This window comes from Planosporangium mesophilum (genome assembly GCF_016863255.1).
Classification (GTDB): domain Bacteria; phylum Actinomycetota; class Actinomycetes; order Mycobacteriales; family Micromonosporaceae; genus Planosporangium; species Planosporangium mesophilum.
This window is the reverse complement of the sequence record NZ_BOON01000027.1, coordinates 1-19,967: the sequence shown is the minus strand read 5'-3', so window position 1 is coordinate 19,967 and position 19,967 is coordinate 1. Positions and strand designations below refer to the sequence as shown.

Below are 19,967 nucleotides of genomic sequence, written 5' to 3'. Positions count from 1 at the left end.
CGAGGACGCGGAGCCTCGCGGAGGGAGTCTAGGGCCGGCGCGCCAGGCCGGCCCTGAGCATTGTGGAAAGTAATTCCCAGCATCGGTGACAGCATGTCAGCTGGGCAGTGCCAACTCCCGACGCTCGAACGGCGTGTCCAGCGGCCGCAGCGACGACCAGTCGCAGTCCCGGGCCCTGGCCGCGGCCAACACGCCCACCAGGCACGCCGCGTTGGCGATCTCACCGCGCAGCGCCATCGCCACCGCCTCGTCCAGGTCGAACCGGCGCACGACCATGCCGGCCTCCTCGTCGCGACGCTCGTGGCGGCGCTCCGGCGGTACCGGACTCAGGTCACGGGCCAGGAACAGCCGGATGACCTCGGTCGAGCAGCCGGGCGACGGATACATGTCGACCAGCACGTCGAGGCGGCCGGCGGTCAGGTCTGCCTCCTCCTCCAACTCTCGCACGGCGGCCCTGTCGAGGGCCTCGCCGGCGACGTCGATGAGCCCGGCCGGCAGCTCCCACAGGTGCTGCCCGACGGGGTGGCGGTACTGGCGCACCAGTACCACCCGCCCCTCGTCGTCGAGCGCGACCACGCCGACCGCACCGATGTGGACCATGTAGTCGCGCTTGGCGACGTTGCCGTCCGGCATCTGCACCTCGTCGGTGACGACGTCGAACATCGGACCGGTGAAGTGCCCGGTACGCGAACGCACCCGGTACTGGTCGGTCACGACCGTACCGACGCCCGGGTCGCCCCGTCGCGCGGCGCCTGGCGCTTGGCGTTGCGCTCCTTCACCTCGGCCTCGCCGGCCGGGACGCCGGTCTTACCGGAGGCGTCGGAGGCGTCGGAGGCCACACCGACCGCCGGCTCGGCCAGCTCGACCGGCAGCCGGTCGGCGTTGGCGTAGTCGATCGCCGCGCCGACGAACGCCGCGAACAGCGGGTGCGCCTTGGTGGGCCGGCTCTTGAGCTCCGGGTGTGCCTGGGTACCGACGAAGAACGGGTGCCGCTCGCGCCTCAGCTCGACGAACTCGACCAGCCGCCCGTCCGGGGAGGTACCCGACACCAGCATGCCGGCACGGTCGAGCGCGTCGCGGTAGGCGTTGTTCACCTCGTACCGGTGGCGGTGCCGCTCCGAGATCTCGGTCGACCCGTACGCCTCGGCCACGATCGAGCCCGGCTGCAGCTTCGCGTCGTAGGCGCCCAGCCGCATCGTGCCGCCCAGGTCGCCCCGGCCTGCGACGATGTCCTCCTGGTCGGCCATGGTCGAGATCACCGGGTCGGGCGTGGCCGGGTCGAACTCCAGCGAGTTCGCGCCGGTGACGCCGCCCTCGTGACGCAGCGTCTCGATCGCCATGCACTGCAGGCCCAGGCACAGGCCGAGGGTCGGGATGCGGTTCTCCCGGGCGTACCGGATCGCGCCGACCTTCCCCTCGATGCCCCGGACACCGAAGCCACCCGGGATCAGGACGCCGTCGACGCCCGCCAGCTCCTTGGCCGCACCGGACGGGCTGGTGCAGTCGTCACTGGGCACCCAGCGGATGTTGACGCGGGCCCGGTGGGCGAACCCGGCCGCGCGCACGGCCTCGGTGACCGACAGGTACGCGTCGGGCAGGTCGATGTACTTGCCGACGATCGCGACGGTGACCGTCTGGCGCGGGTGGCGCACCCGGTCGAGCAGGTCGTCCCAGCGGGTCCAGTCCACGTCGCGGAACGACAGGTTGAGCCGGCGCACCACGTACGCGTCGAGCCCCTCGCGGTGCAGCACCTTCGGGATCTCGTAGATGCTCGGCGCGTCCGGCGCGGAGACCACGGCCTCGCGGTCGACGTCGCAGTACAGCCCGAGCTTCTCCTTGAGCTTCTGCGGGATCTCCCGGTCCGAGCGACAGACCAGGGCGTCGGGCTGGATACCGATGTTGCGCAGCGCGGCGACCGAGTGCTGGGTCGGCTTGGTCTTGAGCTCCCCGCTCGGCGCGAGGTAGGGCACCAGCGACACGTGCAGGTAGAAGACGTTGTCGCGGCCGACGTCGTGGCGTACCTGCCGGATCGCCTCCAGGAACGGCAGCGACTCGATGTCGCCGACGGTGCCGCCCACCTCGGTGATCACCACGTCCGGGATGAGGCCGTCCTCGTCGGGCTCGGCCATCGCCCGGATCCGGTCCTTGATCTCGTTGGTGATGTGCGGGATGACCTGGACGGTGTCGCCCAGGTACTCGCCGCGCCGCTCCTTGGCGATCACCTCGGAGTAGATCTGGCCGGTGGTGACGTTGGCCTTGGCCGACAGCGGGCGGTCCAGGAAACGCTCGTAGTGTCCGACGTCCAGGTCGGTCTCGGCCCCGTCCTCGGTGACGAAAACCTCGCCGTGCTGGAACGGGTTCATGGTGCCCGGGTCGACGTTGAGGTACGGGTCGAGCTTCTGCATCACCACCCGCAGGCCGCGGGCGGTCAGCAGGTTACCCAGACTCGAGGCGGTCAAGCCCTTACCGAGTGAGGAGGCGACGCCCCCAGTGACGAAAATGTGCTTGGTCGTCCTAGCCGAAGGGGCCAAAGCCTGCTCCCGTGGTCGTTGCGAGATCTCTCGTCTAACGGTGTGGCCAGCAATTCCGACGGCCGATCCACGGGACTCCACAGTAACACCCAGGTCGGCGGCCACCCGACACCCCCGCCCAGGACTCGCCATGATCCTGCCCACGAATGATCACCACAGCGTGGACGACGTCACGGCTGTGACGCCGCGCGCTCCGCCGGCTGCTCGGCCGACAGCTCCGCGACGGTCGCGGGTCCAGCCGCCTGCTCGGTCATGACGGCGGCGCCCGTCGGGTCCACGCTCACGGCGGGCGTACGCACGTCGGCGTGGCGCAGCACCCGCAGCGCCGCGAGAACGGCCAGCGGTACCACGGTCGCCGCCGCGACGCCCGCGATGTTGAACCCCACGCCCCGCATCGGCCCCGCGACCAGGGTGGCGACCGCCGTGCCGGCCAGCCCGGCCCGTACCGCCGGGTACAGCCCGAACAGCCGCTTCAGTCCGCCCCAGGGGCGTAGCAGCGCGAAGAACAGCAGCGCGCCGACACCGATGACCAGCAGCGTGAGCGGGCTGGTCGCCATCACCACCGCGTTGTCCGCCTCGATCGGATGGATGACCAGGCGGCCGGTACCGTCGCCGAGGTGGCCGAGGAACCGACCGACGGTGCCCCGCTGGCCGGCCGGCCGATGCATGTCGAGCAGCGCGAACGCGGTGGTGACGGCGAGGCCGGCCATCAGCGCCCAGGCGACCCGCGGGAACGACAACCAGCCGCCGGTGGACATCGCCGCCGCGACGCAGACCCCGGCGGTCAGGGCCACCGCCCCCGCCGCGTCCGCCCCCAGGTACGGGCTGCCGGTCAGGACGACCGCGATCCCGCCGAGCACCGCGACCACGACCGGGCGCCACTGCCGGTGTACGTGCTGGGCCAGGCACCCGGCGGCCACGAGTACCCCGGCGGCGAACACGCCGAGCCCGACCGCCGCCAGCCCGGCGTACTGCCCGCCGGCCACGGCCGAGTACCCGACGACGCTGTTGAGCTGCAAGCGGGAGCCGGCGAGCACGTCCACGGCGACGACCACGGCGCCCAGCGCGGCCACCCCGCCGAGCGGCCCGAGTACCCACCGCGCACCCCGGGTCCAGACGATCACGGCGGTGAAGACGGCCACGACCGCGAGGGTGGCGGCGGCGAAGACCAGACCGGGCGCCGACGTCCGCCACCACGGTACGGCCCCGGCCAGCAGCGCCGCGGGTACCACCAGCGAGGCGGCGACCAGCAGCACCTCGACGCCGCGCTCGAACCACGGCGGGTTGGGCGCCGGTGTGACCGGACCGGCCGGCCGGCGGGCCCGGCGCAGCAGCGGTATCGCGGCGAGGAACAGCAGCAGCTCGCAGATCGTGAGGATGGTGAAGAACCCGGACGAGACCGACCCCTGCGCGCGTACCTCCCGGTCCGCGTCGACCAGCCGTCGCACCTCGTCGTCCAGCGACACGCGGCGGCCGGCGGTGATCGCCGGGGTGCCGGGGAACAGCTTGCTGGGCACCGACCGGCCCAGCGCGGACAGCGCGGTCGGCGCGAGGTCGATGAGCTGCACGTACCCGGGCCGCCCGGTACTGGCCGAGGTGAGCAGCCCGCCCGCGTACCCGGGGCCGTCTGCGACGGCGACGTGCAGTCGCGCGTCGGCGTCGGTGTCGGACACCCCGGCGAGCATCAGCAGCGACCGCGGCGGCCGGGCCGCCACCAACCGCGCCAGCCGCTCGTCGGCCACCTTCGCCGCGGTCCGGCGGGCGGCCCCGGAACCGTCGACCGTGCCGAGGTCCACCACCGCCAGCACGCAGCCGGCCAGCAGCTCCTTCGGGTCGTCCGGAAGCTCCGCGCGGTACCGGTCGATGCGGCCGAAGGGTCGGGCGCCCGCCAGTGCGGCGCCGGGTCCGATCGTGGTGGTGCAGCGCATCGACTCGGGGAGCGCGCCGGGCTGGGCGCCCCACGGCAGGTCCTTGTTGGCGCTGAGGATCCGGTCCTTCTCCGCACCGGACAGGAACGCACCGTCCTGGCCCTGGTGGTCGATGCCGACCGGCAGCGGCGGGCAGGCGGGTTCGGTACGCCGGTCGGAACGGGCTGTGAGGTTACCCGCGCCGAGCGTCAGCCAGCCGTCACCGGGGCAGGTCGGACGGTGCCCCGACCGGACCGCCAGCGCGCCGATCGAACCGCTGCCGGCCAGCCGCCACATCGTCGGCGTGTCGGTGGCGTTGACGTCGTCCCAGCGCAGGCCGGCCGCGCCGGCGAGGACCACGTAGTCGACGGTGTCGGACGGCGCGCCGCTGGCCGGCCCGGGCACCAGACCGACCACGGTCGCGATCGCGGCGAGCACCACGATCAGGTAGGGCGCCCGGCGCACCGACCTGGAGGCTGCACGGGGACCCCGGCGCGCCGGGGTCAGCGACGAGAGCCGACCGAAACCGCTCAACGCGCCTCCTGGCTGGCTCCACGTACCCCGTCGACGACCTCGTCGTACACCGCGCCGATCTGCGCCAGCATGTCGGCCTCGGTGGGCCAGGCGGTCGCGCGCTCACTGCCCCGGCGGCCGTACTCGGCCCGCCGGGACGGGTCGTCCAGCAGCAACCGTACCGCCTCGTCGAGCGCGTCCACGTCCCCCGGCGGCACCAGCAGCGCGGCGTCACCGACCAGCTCCGGCAGGCCGCCGACGGAGGTGGCGACCAGCGGGGTACCCGCCCGCATGGCCTCCTGGGCGAACAGTTGGCGCGCCTCCCAGACGCTGGTGACCACGGCGAGGTCGGCGGCGGCGAGCAGGTCGGGCACGTCGGTACGGTGCCCGGCGAGGATGACCGGCGCCCGCTGGAGGGAGATCTGGCCGGCCAGCCGCATGTACGCCGGTCCGCTGCCGGCGATCACCACGGCGGGGACGGGCTGCCGGGCGCGCCACCGCGAGGCGGCGGCGACCAGCACGTCGTACCCCTTCTGCGGATGCAGCCGGCCCACCGACAACACCAGCGGCCGGTCGGCGGGGACGCCCAGATCCTCACGTACCTCGGCGGCGGAGCGGGTGGCCGGGGCGAGCTCCGGGGCGGCCACGGCGCCCAGGCGGGCGTCCCGGGCGCCGAGCGCCGCGGCCCGGCCGACCAGGTCGGCGGAGGCCCCGAGCGTGACGTCGGCGGCCCGGGCCACGTACCCCTCCAGCTGCCGGTACACCCGGCCGCGCATGCCCTGGGCCATGACCTGGTTGTGCCAGGTCACCACGAGCGGGCAGCCGGTGGGCCGGGCGAGCGCGGCGACCAGGCCGGCCCGCAGGCCGTGCGCGTGCACCACGTCCGGCGCGGCGGCCCGCAGGGCCCGGCGCAGCGCGTGTACGGCGGCCGCGTCGCGCGGCTGCGGGCTCGCCGGGATCTCGACGGGGGCGAACCGCGCGCCGGCGAGGGCGAAGGCGAACCGGCGATCAGTGTCCGTAGGGCCACACACGGTGACCTCCGCGCCCTGCCCGACCAGCCCGGCGGCCAGCGACGCGACGTGCCGACCGACGCCGCCGGTACTGGACGCGAGTACGAGCGCGACGCGCCGCTGCGACTCCTCACTCACTCCCGCACCTCCCGTGTTGCTCGGCCGCGGCCGACCATCCGGGCCGCCGTGCGCACCAACCGCGCGAGCAGCGGCCGCACGTCGCGGGGGTCCAGCACGTACGCCACACCGAGAAACGCCGCGGCCACCACGGCACCGGACAGCATGCCCTGTCCGAGCGCCCCGGCGACACCGGGGGTGGCATCCCCCCAGAGCAGCCGGCGAACCCCGACACCCGCCGCGCAGGCGATCACCGCGGCGATCACCGCGGCGACCAGGGTACGGGTCAGCCCGTCGAACGCGGCCCGGCCGGCCCTCCGCGCCACCAGGATGATCAGCAGCGCGCCGAGCAGCAGCATGCCCGCTGAGTTGGCCAGCGCCAGGGCGGTCAGCCGCTGCCCGCCGGGCAGCGCGACGGCCAGCCCGACCGACACGAGCGCGACGGCGGCCCAGCCCACGACCGTCGCGGCGGCGGCGTGCCGGGTGTCTCCCCGCGCGTACAGCGCCCGGGACAGCAGCGCGAACAGGGCGTACCCGAGCAGGCCGGGCGCCAGCGCGGCGATGCCGGCGGCGACCCGGGCGGGGCTGGAGGTGGTGCTGGCCAGGGTCCAGGCCAGCGGCGGCGCGAGGGCGGCCAGCGCGGCGGCGCCGAGGCAGCCCAGCAGGACCAGGCCGCGGGTGGCGCCGGCCAGGGTGGCCGCGTACGTGTCCGGGTCGTCGCGGGCCGCGGCCTCCGCCAGGGCCGGGTACGCCGAGGTGGCGATCGGTACCGCCAGTACCGACCACGGCAGCAGGTACACCGTCTGGGCCAGGGTCAACTGCACCAGCGTGCCGGTGTCGCCGGCGTTGGCCAGCACGATCGTGAGCCCGGCGGTGAGCTGCTGGGCGGCGACGGTGACCGCGCCGGCGGCGGCGAGGCGGCGCACCGTACCGGCCGCCTGCGCGCTGAACGCGTACGTGGGGCGCAGTCGCAGCCGCAGCCGCCGCAGCGGGACCAGCAGGCACAGCGACAGCACGACCACGCCGAGGGTGGTGCCCACCGACAGCACCGCTATGCCGACGCCGCCGACGTGGGCGATGTCCGGCCGGCGGCCTGCGACGACGGCAAACCCGGCGTACGCCGTCATCACCGTGACGCTCGACAGCAGCGGGGCGAGCACCGGCCAGGCGAAGCGCCGGTGGGCCTGGAGCACGCCGGTGAGCACGATGCCGACCCCGTACAGCGGTAGCTGCGGCGCGAACACCCGCAGCATGTCGGCGCCGACGGCGACCGTCCGCGCGTCAGCGCCCGGGTCGAGCAGCCGTACGACCGGCTCGGCGGCGACGGCGACCACCACGGCGACCGGGGCGAGCAGCGTCAACACCCAGGTCAGCAGCGCGGACGTGGTGGCGGCGACCGCCGGCCGGTCGCCGCGCGCGATCGCGCCGGCGAGCATCGGCACGACCAGGCTGGCGAGGGCCCCGCCCGCCACGATCTCGAAGATGATGTTGGGGACGGTGTTGGCGCTCTGGTAGATCGCACCCAGGTCACGGTCACCGACGAGGTGGACGAAGACGAGGGTACGGGCGAAGCCGGCCAGCCGGGCCGCCACCGTGAGCACCGCGATGAGCAGGGCCGCGCCGGCCAGTTTGGCGGCGCGGCGCCCGGGCGCGGTGCCGCCCGCCGCGGCTACGTCGGTCGTTTCGGTCATGTCGATCGCGGCGAGGATACGCCCGCCGTCAGTCCGCGCGCCGGCCCAGGGCGTCCAGGTCGCGTAGTACCGGGGTCCGGCCGATGACCTGGGTGAAGCTGACCTTCTCGCTGGCCGCGGTGGCTGCTGCGATCCCGGCCAGCGCCGCGGCCCGGCCGACGGTACCGCTACGGGCGGCGAGGGCGGTGCCCAGCAGCGCACCGAGCGCGTTGGCTCCGGCGTCGCCGAGCATGATCTGCTCGTCGAGGTCGGCCGGCAGCAGGCCGCCCGCGGCGCCCACGGCGCCCGCCGCGACCCCTCCGCCCGGGCCGGTACCGGCGGCGAGCGGCGCGCCGACCAGCAGGCCGGCCTTGATCGCCCGGCCGGGGCGCAGGTCGAGCAGGTTGACCAGGTTGGCGCTGCCGGCGATCACACCGGCCGCCAGCAGCGTGTCGAACGATCTGCGCAACGTCCCCGACGTCGTGGCCTCCGGGGCCCTCCGAGACCACGACTTCCCCGACGTCGTGCCGGCCTTGCCGGCCTCCAGCAGGGCCGCGGCGGCGAGCGCACTCGCACCCACCCCGACGATCTTGACCAGTCCGCTGGTCACCCGCCCCTCGGCGAGTGCCCGCAGATGCCCACGGAAGCCCTTGGCCTGCTGCTCGGGCCGGCCGCCGACCAGGTCGTCGTACGCGCCGACGGCGCCGGCGCCGAGACCGGCCACGACCGTCGCCGCCCGCAGCGGCGCGCTGTCCGCGCCCAGCGCCGCGGCGGCGGTGGCGCCGAGCACCAGGGCCGGGCCGCCGGCGAGAGTGACCCGGCGGCCCCGGAAGTTGGTACGGGCCAGGTGGTCGGGGTGCACGCTGGTGGCCACCAGGGTCAGCGCCTGGCGGGCCGCGAGCGCGCCGAGCCCCGCGACGAGCAGTCGCCGGCCGGGGCCAGCACCCACGCCGAGGCTACGAGCCACTGGTCTTGCTCGCGGCCGGCTTGGGTACCAGCGACACCGCGCCGTCACCGATGCCGTAGTGCCCGGCTCCCCCGGCCAACTGCTCTGCCATGGCCAGCGCCGCGATGACCCGCCCCTGCGGGGTGGCGATGTTGTCCACGGTCGAGATCGTCTTGGTCAGCACCGGATCGCGGCGCACGGCCGTCACCGCGTTGCCGTCGGTGCCCACCCCGTCACTGCCGACGACGAGCCGGCCGGCGTGGGCGAACTGGTCGACCATGTTCACCACGGCCGCGTTGCGCTTGGTGGCGTCGTGGTCGACGTACGGCGCGCCGGTGAGCAGGACCACCGCCTCGGCGGGTCCGGTCACGGCACCGGTGCTGATGATCCAGCCGCCCGACACGTACGCGCTGAGCACGGTGCGGCGCTGGTCTTCCGGGATGGCCGGCTGGCCGGCGGGCCGGTCCAGCAGCACCGCCGCGAGCAGCCCCGTCGAGGTCTGCACGCCGTCGGTGTTGGGCGACGCCGGCCCGCTCACGCCGACCGGCCGGGTGATCGTGGCCAGGTCCAGCAACTGCGAGTTGTTGTCCGAGGCGGTGAACTTGTCCTGCACCTCGACCTGGCCGGTGATCTTCGCGCCGCCGAGCTGGAGCGTGTCGACCACGTCCTTGACGTACCGGCCCGCGGCCGGCAGCGCGACCACGAGGACCCGACGGTTGCGCAGCTTCTCGGCCAGGATGACCGGCGCGGCCTGGGTGGCGAACTGCTCCTGCGTGTTCGCCTCGTCCTTGAGGTGGTTGACCTGGTCACGCAGCTGCTGATTCTGCTTGCCGATCCCGGTGACCTGCTCCTGGAGGGCATCCGCGGCAGGGCCGTTGAGCGCCGCCGTGCCGACCACGAGACCGATCGCCAACGCGAGGAAGACGGCGGTCAGCGAAACCACGTGGTACCGGAAATTGATCACAGGGTCGCAAACCTTCGGTCAGGAGAAAATCGAGAACAACAGATTGTCCCACCACTCGGCGACCACCCCGAGGTAGGCCTTGCCGACGGTCGAGACCGCCACGGCGGACGCCATCGCCGCGATCGCGGACAGCACGAGCAGCAGCAGCGACGAGCCGGACATGCTCTGCCGGTACAGCCGGCTGACGCCCTTGGCGTCGACCAGCTTGCCACCGACCTTGAGCCGGGTCAGGAACGTCGACGCCATGCCGCCGCGCCCCTTGTCGAGGAACTCGACCAGCGTGGCGTGGGTACCGACGGCCACGATCAGCGACGCGCCCTTCTCGTCGGCGAGCAGCATCGCGATGTCCTCGCTGGTCGCCGCGGCGGGGAACGGGGTGGCCGGCAGGCCTAGCTGGTGCACCCGGGACAGGCCGGGCGCCCGGCCGTCCGGGTACGCGTGCACCACGATCTCGGCGCCGCAGCGCAGCACGTCGTCGGAGACGGAGTCCATGTCCCCGACGATCATGTCCGGGGTGTAGCCCGCCTCGACCAGCGCGTCGGCACCACCGTCGACGCCGATGAGGACCGGCTTGAACTCCCGGATGTAGGGGCGCAGCACTTCCAGGTCGGCCTTGTAGTCGTAGCCGCGCACCACGATCAGGCAGTGCCGGCCGGCGATGCTCGTCTGCACGTCGGGCACGCCGACACCGTCGAGCAGCAGGTCTCGCTCCTGCTTGAGGTACTCCATGGTGTTCGCGGCGAACGCCTCGAGCTGTACCGACAGCCCCTCCCGGGCGTCGGACATGGCCGCCGCGACGGTCTGGCCGTCCTGGCGGCGGCCCTGCGCCACCGGCTTGCCGTCACAGAAGACCGCGTCGCCCTCCACCCGGACCACGTCGCCCTCGCGCAGCCGGTCGAACAGCTCCTCGCCGAGGTCGTCCACCAGGGGGATACCGGCCTTGACCAGAACCTCGGGGCCGAGGTTCGGATAACGGCCGGACACCGAGGGCTTGGCGTTGAGTACCGCGGCCACGCCGGCGGCGACCAGCGAGTCGGCCGCCACCCGGTCGAGGTCGACATGGTCGATGACCGCGATCTCGCCCGGCCGTAGCCGGCCCACGAGTCGCTTGGTACGCCGATCGAGTCGCACCGCGCCGGAGACAACACCCGGCTCGGCCGGCCGGGTCCGACGCAACGTTGGCAGTCGCATCGTCACCCATCCTGGCATGCCGATACCCCCAACGCGGTCGCGACATGCGCGAGCACACACGGTAAAGGTGCACAGATCACCCGTCGTGCACCGTTTGGGCTGTCCATCCCGGCTCAGCCGCGCTTCTCGCGGGCCGCGACCGCGAGCAGCTCCTCCGCGTGCGCGATACCCAGGTCGGAGTCGGGCAGGCCGGCGAGCATCCGCGCCAGCTCGCGGGCGCGCTCGGTGTCTTCCACCTGCCGGACCCCGCTCGTGGTCACCGCACCCCCGGTGTCCTTCGCCACCACGAGGTGGCGGTCGGCGAACGCGGCGACCTGCGGCAGGTGCGTGACGACGAGCACCTGGTGCTCGCGGGCCAGCCGGGCCAGCCGGCGGCCGATCTCGACCGCGGCCCGCCCGCCGACCCCGGCGTCGACCTCGTCGAAGACCAGCGTCGGCGGCCCGCCGACGCCGGCGAAGACCACCTCGATGGCGAGCATCACCCGCGACAGCTCACCGCCGGAAGCGCCGCGCTGCAGCGGCAGCGCCGGCGCGCCGGGGTGCGCGTGCAGGCGCAGCTCGACCTCGTCGGCGCCGTCCGGGCCGACCCCGGTCTCCGCGCCCGCCACCGTCAGCGTCGGCTCCGACCGGCCGGCCGACTTCGGCGCGACGACGACCTCGACCCGGGCGTGCGGCATCGCAAGGCCGGCCAGCTCGGTCGTCACCTCGTCGGAGAACCGGGTCGCGGCCGCCCGCCGGGCCGCCGACAGCGCCCCGGCCAGCTCCGCCACCTCACCGGCCAGCCGCTGGCGCTCCCGGTCGAGCTCCTCGAGCAGCTCGTCGGAGGTGTCCAGCTCGGCCAGGCGGGCACGGGCCCGGTCGGCCCAGGCGATCACGCCGTCGACGTCTTCGGCGTACTTGCGGGTCAGGCTCTTGAGCATGGCCCGCCGCTCGTACACCGCCTGCAGCCGGGCCGGGTCTGCGTCCAGCGAGTCGAGGTAGCTCGACAGCTCGACCGCCGCGTCGCCCACCAGCGCGGCGGCCTCGGCCAGCCGGCCGGCGAGGTCGCCCAGCGACCGGTCGACGCCTGCCTGCCCTTCCAGGGTGTTGCGGGCCATCCCCAGCATGCTCACCGCGTCCGGGACGTCGTCGGTGGCGGCGTCCGGCCCGCCGGCGAGGACCTGGTGGGCCAGCTGCGCCGCGGCCCGCAGCCCCTCGACGTGCTCGAGCCGCTGCGCCTCCTCGCGCAGCGCCTCGTCCTCGCCCGGCTGCGGGTCGACCCTGGTGATCTCGTCCAGGCCCAGCCGGAGCAGGTCGGCCTCCTGGTTGCGCTCCCGGGCGTTGCGCCGCCGGTCGGCCAGGTCGTCCTCGACGTGCCGCCACCGCGCGTACAGCTGCTGGAAGCTCTCCAGCAGCTTCTCGTGCTCCGGCCCGGCGAAGCGGTCGAGCGCCGCGCGCTGCTCGGCCGGGCGCAGCAGCCGCAGCTGGTCGGACTGCCCATGGACCGCGACGACGTGCTCACCGACGTCGCCGAGCACCGCCACCGGTACGGACCGGCCGCCGATGTAGGCCCGCGACCGCCCCTCGCTGGTCACGGTGCGGCTCATCAGCAGGCTGCCGTCCTCGTCGGGCTCCGCGCCGGCGTCGGAGACCCGCGCCTGCACCGCCCTACCCGAGGCGCCGTTCAGCCGTAGCCGCCCCTCGACGACGGCACGGCCGAGGTCGGCGCGGACCCGGCCGGCGTCGGCTCGGCCGCCGAAGAGCAGGCCGAGGCTCGTGACGACCATCGTCTTGCCCGCGCCCGTCTCCCCGGTGATGACCGTCAGGCCACGACCGAGGGGAAGGGTGGCATCTTCGATGACGCCGAGTCCGGTGATGCGGAGCTCCTCCAGCACAGCACAAGACAGTAGCGGTGCCGGGTGACAGTCTCCAACGCCCCGCGCCGATCTCACCGCGCCGGCTGGTCCGGCCAGCGCTCGGCGCCGTTGCCCCGCCAGCCCTCGACGGGCAGCCCGAACTTCGCCACCAGCCGGTCGGTGAACGGCTTGGGGCGCAGCTGCACCACGCGTACCGGGAGCTGGCCGCGGTTGACCGTGATGCGGGAACCCGGCGCGAGATCGAACGAGCGACGCCCGTCACACGACAGGAAGGCGAAGGTCGTGTACGGGTCGACCGCGATCTGGATCGTCGACGTGGGCGCGGTCACCAGCGGCCGGCTGAACAGCGCGTGGGCGCTGACCGGGACCAGCAGCAGCGCCTCCAGCTCGGGCCAGACCACCGGCCCGCCGGCCGACATCGCGTACGCGGTCGAGCCGGTCGGGGTGGCCACCACCACCCCGTCGCAGCCGTACCGCGACAGCGGCCGGCCGTCGACGTCCACGCGCACCTCGAGCATCTTCTCGCGCGCGCCCTTTTCGATGCTGACCTCGTTGAGCGCCCACGACCGGGCCACCACCTCGCCGTCGCACTCGGCGACGACCTCGAGGGTGAGCCGTTCATCGACCCTGTACTCGCGCTTCACCACGTCCCGCACGGCCTGGTCGAGGTCGCTGATCTCGGCCTCGGCCAGGAAGCCCACATGACCCAGGTTGATCCCGAGCAGCGGGGCGCCGAACGGGCGGGCCAGCTCCGCCGCGCGCAGGACGGTGCCGTCACCGCCGAGCGCGAACACGATCTCGACGCCGTCGGCGGCGTACGGCCCGATCACCGCCTCGATGCCCGGCAGGTCGAGCTCGGCGGCCTCCTCGGCCGGCACCCGTACGTTGAATCCGGCCTCCAGCAGGTCACGGGTGACCGTACGGGCCGGCTCGAAGTTCGACTTCCGTCCGGTGTGCGTGATCAGTAGAGCTTCACGACTCATTCGGCACCTCCCACTCCACTACGCGACGCACCGTCTCCTGGTTCACCGGCGGAGCGTCGCGGCGGAGCCAGAGGAAGAACTCGACGTTGCCCGACGGCCCGGGCAGCGGGCTGGGCACGACACCGGCCACGCCGAGGCCCAGCCCGGCGGCGGCGTTGGCCACGTCCAGCACCGCGTCGGCGCGCACCTGCGGGTCACGTACCACGCCGCCGGCCCCGACCCGCTCGCGACCGACCTCGAACTGCGGCTTCACCATCGGTACGAGGTCGCCGTCGGGTGCGGTGCAGGCGGCGAGCGCGGGCAGCACCAGCCGCAGCGAGATGAACGACAGGTCGGCCACGGTCAGGTCGACGGTCCCGTCGATCGCCTCCGGGGTCAGCCCACGCACGTTGGTGCGCTCCAGGACGTGTACCCGCTCGTCGGTGCGCAGCGGCCAGGCCAGCTGCCCGTACCCGACGTCGACGGCGACGACCTCGGCGGCGCCGGCGCGCAGCAGCACGTCGGTGAAGCCGCCGGTGGACGCGCCGGCGTCGAGACAGCGCCGGCCGGCCACGGTCAGGCCGGCCGGGGTGAACGCCTCCAGCGCGCCCACGAGCTTGTGGCCGCCCCGGGAGACGTACTCCTGGGCCGCGTCCCCGCCGAGGACCCGTACCGGGTCGGCCGGGTCGACCTGCGCGGCGGCCTTGCGGGCCGGTGCGCCGCGCACCTCCACCCGGCCGGCCTCGATGAGGGCGGCCGCCTGTTCCCGCGACCGGGCCAGACCCCGACGGACGAGCTCGGCGTCGAGCCGGATACGACGCGCCATGATGCTGCGCAAGCTCCCTAGTTCTGCTCGATCGAGCGCAGGGTCTCCTGCAGCGTGCGGTGGACCGCCTCGTACGCGGGGATCTGCTGATCCGGCGGCAGCTGCTCGGCGCGCTCCAGCTCTGCCAGGACCGCGTCAACGTGCCGGTGCCCGGTGGGTCCGGCGCCGTCCATCGGCACGTCGGCGATCGCGCCGGGCAGTGCCGGTGCCGCCGGCCCGGGCGCGGCGGGTACCGGCACGGCGGACGCCGGTGCGGCCATCGGCCGGGCCGCCAGGTCCGCCAGCCTGCGGGGGTCGAACGGTCCGGTCATGTGGCCGCTCCGGTACCGCCACCGGCGGCCTTACGGGCCGGCGCCTTCTTGCCCGGGCCACGGTTCGTGGCCGCCCGCCGGCCGGGCGCCTTCTTCACCGGCGCCTCGGCAGCGCCAGCTGCCTTCTTCGCCGCTGCCCTCTTCGCCGCTGCCCTCTTCGCGGGCTCAGCCCTCTTGGCCGGCTCGGCCTTCGTTGCGGGCTCGGCCTTCTTCGCCGCCGCCCTCTTCGTAGGCTCAGCCTTCTTCGCCGCCGCCCTCTTGGCGGGCTCGGCCTTCTTCGCCGCCGCCCTCTTCGCGGGCTCGGCCTTCTTCGCCGCCTCAGCCCTCTTGGCAGCCTCAGCCCTCTTCGCCGCCTCAGCCCTCTTACGCGGGGCGGCCGGCTCGGCGGCACCGGGCTCGCGGGCCGCCGGCCCAGCGACGCGCGGTACGACCGGCTCGGCCACCGGTTCGACGATGATGGCGACCGGCTCCTCGATAACGGCGATCCCCTCCTCGGTGGGGATCACCGCCGCCAGTTCGGCGGCCTCGAGTTCGTCGGCGGGGACCGGTACCGCTACCGGTTCTGTGATGCTCGTCTCCACGTCGCCGCCGAACGGCTCCGCGACCGGGACCGCGACGGCCATCGGCGGCGCGGTGGCCAGCAGCTCCGCGGCCTCGGCCTGGGCGGCCGCCAGCTCGGCCTCCAGCTGGCGCACCCGGGCGGTCAGCTCGGCCACGTCGTCGCTGGTCGCCAGCCCCACCCGGCTGAGCGCGCGGTCCAGCTCGGCGCGTACGAGCTTCGTGATGGCCTCGCGGTTGGCCGCACTCGTCTTGAGCAGGTCCTCAGCGAGTTCCTGCAACTGCTCCGCGGTCGCACCACCCTTGCCCAACGCCCGCTTGACGGCCTTGGTGGCCTTCTTCCGTGACGCGTCGGTCAGGCCGAGCGCCAACTCCAGGTAGGCCCGCCATGCTTCCTGCCGCATAGTGTGCTTCCCTCCTCCACCACCGTCCAGGCAACAATGCTGCTGCAACGCTACCGGTGCCGCCGGAGCGCTACCGGGCGAGGTACGCACAGCGTGCGGTAGCGTGCCCACGGAACGCGTACAGACCTGCGGGAGATTTGGAAATGGCGAGCGTCGAAGAGTGCCGTGCGGCACTGGGGCATCTGACCGACCGCATGGCGACCCACGCCGATCGGACCAGGGAGAAGCTGGACTTCGACCGTTCGTTGAGCTGCCGGATCTCCGATCTCGGCGTCGCCTTCCATGCCAGACTCTCCGGTGGCCAGATTCTCGACGTCACCGACGGTGACGACCCGAAGGCCAAGCTGAAGCTGACTGCCGCCAGCGACGACCTCGTGGCGCTGGTACAGGGCAAGCTCAACGTGGCGTCGGCCTGGGCCAGCGGCCGCATCAAGATCGACGCCAGCCTGATGGACCTGATGAAGCTGCGCAAGCTGCTGTAGTCATGTCGCGGCGACTCAGGGCCAGGCGCGAAGCACGGTAATCGGCCGGTTCTCCGTGAGCGCCTCGATCCAATAGCCGATCTTCGAGCGGGGACGCAGACTTGATTCATGCGTGCCTGGCAGGTACACCGCCCCGGTCCGATCGGGACCGGCCCGCTTCGGATGGTCGACGTACCGGTACCGTCACCCGCCCCTGACGAACTGCTGGTACGGCTGAGCGCCTGCGGCGTCTGCCGTACCGACCTACACGTCGCCGAGGGCGACCTCCCCGTGCACAAGCCCGACGTGGTGCCGGGGCACGAGGCGGTCGGCAGCGTCGCCGCCATCGGCAACGACGTCGACGGCTTCCTCATCGGTGAACGGGTCGGCATCGCCTGGCTGCGCCACACCGACGGGGTGTGCGTGTACTGCCGGCGCGGCCTGGAGAATCTCTGCCCGCAGTCCCGCTACACCGGCTGGGACGCCGATGGCGGGTACGCCGAGTACGCCACGGTCCCGGCCGACTTCGCGTACCGGCTTCCCGACGGGTACGACGACGCCGAGGTCGCCCCGATGCTGTGCGCCGGGATCATCGGGTACCGGGCGCTGCGCCGCGCCAACCTGCCGTCCGGCGGCCGGCTGGGCGTCTACGGCTTCGGCGCGTCGGCGCACCTGGCCACGCAGGTCGCGCTCGCGCAGGGCGCGACCGTGCACGTGCTGACCCGCTCGGCGGGCGCCCAGGAGCTCGCCCTGGAACTGGGCGCCACGTCGGTCGGCGGCGCCACCGACGAGCCGCCCGAGCGCCTGGACTCCGCGATCCTGTTCGCGCCGGTCGGCACCCTGGTACCGGTGGCGCTGGCCGCCCTCGACCGCGGCGGGACCCTCGCGATCGCCGGCATCCACCTGACCGACGTACCGCCGCTGCACTACGAGCGGCACCTGTTCTACGAGCGCAACCTGCGCAGCGTCACGGCGAACACCCGCGACGACGGCCGGGAGTTCCTCGCCTTCGCGCAGACGCACCCGCTGCGGGTCCGCACAACCGCCTACCCGCTGGACGCAGCCGACCGGGCTCTGGCGGACCTCGCCGCCGACCGGGTCAACGGCGCCGCCGTGCTCACGATGTGAGGCCCAGGGCGCGGAGCGCGCGTTCGGCATCCGGTCCGTCGGCGGCCGGCGGGCCGTCGAGGGTCGACGCCCCCGCGAGTACCCGCAGAGCCGCGACCGGGTCACCGCTGCCGGAGAGCCGGCCGTCGCTGAACCGCCAGGTGCTCTCCTTCGGCGGTACCCGGACCTCGTCCGCGGGCTGGAAAAGACCGCCGAGGTCGGCGGCCAGGTACGTGGGGCGGTGCGGCGGCGGCGTGTGCAGCACGTCTTCGGCCCTGCTCACCCCGGTGAGGACGAGCAGGCTGTCCATCCCGGCCCGGTGCGCCCCCTCGATGTCGGTGTCGATGCGGTCACCGACCACGAGCGCCCGCTTGGCTCCCCGTACCTTCACGATCTGCTCGAACAGCGTCGGCTCCGGCTTGCCGACCACCACGTCCGGCCGGCGGCCGAGCGCTGTGGCGAGCGCGGCGACGAGCGAGCCGTTGCCGGGCACCGGCCCGCGCGGCGTCGGCAACGTACGGTCGGCGTTCGTCGCGACCCAGATCGCCCCGGCCGCGATCGCCACCGACGCCTCCGCCAGCTGCTCCCAACCGACCTTCGGCCCGAAGCCCTGCACGACGGCCACCGGCTCCTCGGCGGCGCGGTGTACCGGGCGCAGCCCCACGTCGGCGATCTCTTCGTGCAGCGCGGGCGCGCCCACCACCAGGACCGGGCTACCGGCCGGCAGCCGCCGCGACAGGACGGCGGCGGACGCCTGCGCCGAGGTCGTCACCTCGCCGGCCTCCGCCGGCACCCCGACCGTGGTCAGCAGCGCTGCCACGTCGGGGGCCCGGCGGGAGGCGTTGTTGGTCGCGTACGCCCTCGGCGTGCCCCGCTCGCGCAGCCGGGCGAGGGCCTCGGGCGCCCCGGGAACGGGCTGGTCGCCCAGGTACACGACCCCGTCCAGGTCGAAGATGACAAGGTCGTACCCGTCGACGAGCGCGTCACTCACCGCCTGTCGTCCTCCCGGCCCTCGGAGCCACGTTCACCCGGTTCGTCGGTCTTCTCCTCGGGTACGGTCTCGCCCCGGTCCGTCTCGCCGCTCTCTCGGTCCTCGTCCTCGTCCCGGTCCTCGTCCCGGTCCTCGTCCCGGTCCTCGTCCTCGTCTTCTTCCTTCTCGACGTCGACGTCGAGAAGATCCGTCTCGCGGTCCTCGACGAGGTCCTCCTCGAGTTCCTCGTCCTCGTCTTCGTCTTCGAAGTCCGTGTCCAGGTCCTCGAGTACCACCCCGTCGAGCTCCAGCATGCGCTCCGCGGCGTCGGTACCCAACTCGTCGTCGATGTCCGCCGCCCGGGCGAACCATTCCCGTGCTTCGTCGCGACGCCCGGCCGCCAGCAGCGACTCCGCGTACGCGTACCGCAGCCGCGCCACCCACGGCTCCCGCGTCGCCGAGGTCAGCTCACGGACCTGCAGCATCGCCACGGCCGCGTCCCGCTGACCGAGGTCCCCGCGGGCACCGGCGGCCACGATGAGCAGCTCGGTCGCCTCGTCCGCGGCCAGCTTCGACCGGTCCGCGGTGCGGTAGATGTCGATCGCCCGCTCCGGCCGGCCCAGCGCCCGCTCCGCGTCGGCGATGACCGCGAGGTGCGTCTGCCGCCCGGTCAGCCGGTGGTACGTGCGCAGCTCCGCGATCGCACTCTGCCACTCCCCGTTGCGGTACGCGGCCAGACCCAGCGCCTCGCGTACCGCCGCGATGCGAGGGGCCAGGTGACGGGCCGCCCGGGCGTGCTCGAGCGCGGCCTCCGGCTCGTCGTCGAGCAGCTCACCGGTCGCGACCAGATGACGGGCGACGCCGTCGGCAGTGGACTTGGAGAGACTGCGCAGCTCGTCGCGTACCTCCGGCGCCAGGTCATGCGGGTCGACGTCCTCCGGCGGGGCCAGGCCGACGCCGGGACCGGCCGATCTGTCTTCGTCGCGGCCGTAGCCCCGCGCCGGTCCGCGGTCACGGTCACCCCGGAATCCGCGGTCCTCACGACGGAACCCGCGCTCCTCGCGGAACCCGCGGTCACGGTCGTCACGGAAGCCGCGGTCGCGGTCGTCGCGGAACCCGCGGTCGCGGTCGTCGCGGAACCCGCGCTCCTCGGCGGGAGCGGCCGGGCCGGTCTCTAGCTTCTCGTCGCCGACGAACGCGCCACGCTCACCGACTGCGCCCGTCGCGGTGTCCTCGATACCAGTCGTCTCGATACCGGTGGCCTCGACGTCGGCACCCAGGTCCTCGGTCGCCGGGCGGGGCGTCGGCTCGGCGGTCGGCCGGTGACGCCTCTCCTCCGGGCCAGCTCCGCGGTCGCGGCGCTCGTAACCTTCCTGGCGCGGGCCGCCCTCCCGGCGGTACCCGCCCCGATCGCGGTCGCGGTCGCCCCGGAAGCCACGCTCCTCCCGGGGGCCACGGTCCCCGAAGCCCCCACGCTGATCACGATCCGGGCCGCCACGGTAACCGCCGCGCTCCCGGTCCCGATCGCCTCGGTAGCCTCGGTCTTCCCCGCGCTCCTGGGACCCGGGGCGGTAGCCACGGTCCCGATCGCCGTGCCGCGGTCGGTCGTCACGCTCGCGGTACCCGCCCTCGCGGTACCCGCCGCCCGGGCGGCCCCGGCCGG

At 73.9% G+C, this 19,967-nt stretch carries 15 protein-coding genes and 3 pseudogenes; 2 read left to right on the top strand and 16 right to left on the bottom strand.

All coding sequences use genetic code 11. The annotated features are described in order from the left end of the window. Positions 1–96: 96 nt before the first annotated feature. From Pme01_RS13690 to Pme01_RS13630, 14 genes and pseudogenes are all read right to left on the bottom strand, one after another. The gene (locus tag Pme01_RS13690; RefSeq protein WP_168116847.1) at positions 97–663 is read right to left on the bottom strand and encodes an NUDIX domain-containing protein; all 567 of its coding nucleotides are present in this window, start codon (positions 661–663) and stop codon (positions 97–99) included. 134 nt (positions 664–797) lie between these two features. After that, positions 798–2,531 (bottom strand): annotated as a pseudogene (gene pyrG / locus Pme01_RS13685) (CTP synthase); the annotation flags it as partial. Between the two features lie 170 nt (positions 2,532–2,701). Beyond that, complete coding sequence (locus tag Pme01_RS13680) at positions 2,702–4,972, bottom strand: hypothetical protein (protein ID WP_168116829.1); 2,271 nt, start codon at positions 4,970–4,972, stop codon at positions 2,702–2,704. Next, a complete protein-coding gene (locus tag Pme01_RS13675) occupies positions 4,969–6,099 on the bottom strand; it encodes a glycosyltransferase family 4 protein (protein WP_168116830.1) in 1,131 nt (376 codons plus the stop codon). Before Pme01_RS13675 ends, Pme01_RS13680 begins: the two co-directional genes overlap by 4 nt. Next, the gene (murJ, locus tag Pme01_RS13670) at positions 6,096–7,769 is read right to left on the bottom strand and encodes a murein biosynthesis integral membrane protein MurJ (RefSeq protein WP_168116831.1); all 1,674 of its coding nucleotides are present in this window, start codon (positions 7,767–7,769) and stop codon (positions 6,096–6,098) included. Before murJ ends, Pme01_RS13675 begins: the two co-directional genes overlap by 4 nt. 28 nt (positions 7,770–7,797) lie before the next feature. After that, a pseudogene (locus Pme01_RS31765) lies at positions 7,798–8,205 on the bottom strand (hypothetical protein); the annotation flags it as partial. Between the two features lie 87 nt (positions 8,206–8,292). Next, positions 8,293–8,697 (bottom strand): annotated as a pseudogene (locus Pme01_RS31760) (hypothetical protein); the annotation flags it as partial. A 7-nt stretch (positions 8,698–8,704) separates the two neighbouring features. Beyond that, positions 8,705–9,658 (bottom strand): copper transporter, encoded by a 954-nt coding sequence (locus Pme01_RS13660; protein ID WP_168116832.1) that lies wholly within the window; start codon positions 9,656–9,658, stop codon positions 8,705–8,707. 18 nt (positions 9,659–9,676) lie between these two features. Continuing rightward, positions 9,677–10,849: a putative cytokinetic ring protein SteA gene (steA, locus tag Pme01_RS13655; RefSeq protein ID WP_168116833.1), complete on the bottom strand. Its 1,173-nt coding sequence runs from the start codon at positions 10,847–10,849 to the stop codon at positions 9,677–9,679. A gap of 113 nt (positions 10,850–10,962) precedes the next feature. Then, positions 10,963–12,723 (bottom strand): DNA repair protein RecN, encoded by a 1,761-nt coding sequence (recN, locus tag Pme01_RS13650; protein WP_168116834.1) that lies wholly within the window; start codon positions 12,721–12,723, stop codon positions 10,963–10,965. Between the two features lie 53 nt (positions 12,724–12,776). After that, on the bottom strand, positions 12,777–13,688 hold the full coding sequence (locus tag Pme01_RS13645; RefSeq protein ID WP_168116835.1) for an NAD kinase: 912 nt from the start codon (positions 13,686–13,688) through the stop codon (positions 12,777–12,779). Continuing rightward, positions 13,678–14,493 carry a TlyA family RNA methyltransferase gene (locus Pme01_RS13640; RefSeq protein WP_168116836.1) on the bottom strand — a complete coding sequence of 272 codons (816 nt, stop codon included), beginning with the start codon at positions 14,491–14,493 and terminating at the stop codon, positions 13,678–13,680. Before Pme01_RS13640 ends, Pme01_RS13645 begins: the two co-directional genes overlap by 11 nt. A 17-nt stretch (positions 14,494–14,510) precedes the next feature. Next, positions 14,511–14,804 carry a hypothetical protein gene (locus Pme01_RS13635; protein ID WP_203935631.1) on the bottom strand — a complete coding sequence of 98 codons (294 nt, stop codon included), beginning with the start codon at positions 14,802–14,804 and terminating at the stop codon, positions 14,511–14,513. Then, the gene (locus Pme01_RS13630) at positions 14,801–15,766 is read right to left on the bottom strand and encodes a hypothetical protein (protein ID WP_203935607.1); all 966 of its coding nucleotides are present in this window, start codon (positions 15,764–15,766) and stop codon (positions 14,801–14,803) included. Before Pme01_RS13630 ends, Pme01_RS13635 begins: the two co-directional genes overlap by 4 nt. Before the next feature lie 143 nt (positions 15,767–15,909). Between Pme01_RS13630 and Pme01_RS13625 the strand changes: the two genes are divergently transcribed. Continuing rightward, positions 15,910–16,248, top strand: coding sequence for an SCP2 sterol-binding domain-containing protein (locus tag Pme01_RS13625; protein ID WP_168116837.1), 339 nt, complete (start codon positions 15,910–15,912; stop codon positions 16,246–16,248). A 108-nt stretch (positions 16,249–16,356) separates the two neighbouring features. Further along, positions 16,357–17,355 carry a zinc-binding alcohol dehydrogenase family protein gene (locus tag Pme01_RS13620; protein WP_168116838.1) on the top strand — a complete coding sequence of 333 codons (999 nt, stop codon included), beginning with the start codon at positions 16,357–16,359 and terminating at the stop codon, positions 17,353–17,355. Here Pme01_RS13620 and Pme01_RS13615 read toward each other — a convergent pair. After that, complete coding sequence (locus Pme01_RS13615; protein ID WP_168116839.1) at positions 17,345–18,325, bottom strand: HAD-IIA family hydrolase; 981 nt, start codon at positions 18,323–18,325, stop codon at positions 17,345–17,347. The two genes, Pme01_RS13620 and Pme01_RS13615, sit on opposite strands and share 11 nt — an antisense overlap. Further along, a partial coding sequence (locus Pme01_RS31645; protein WP_308441053.1) for a tetratricopeptide repeat protein occupies positions 18,322–19,967 on the bottom strand: 1,646 nt, incomplete at its 5' end. The genes Pme01_RS13615 and Pme01_RS31645, both read right to left, overlap by 4 nt.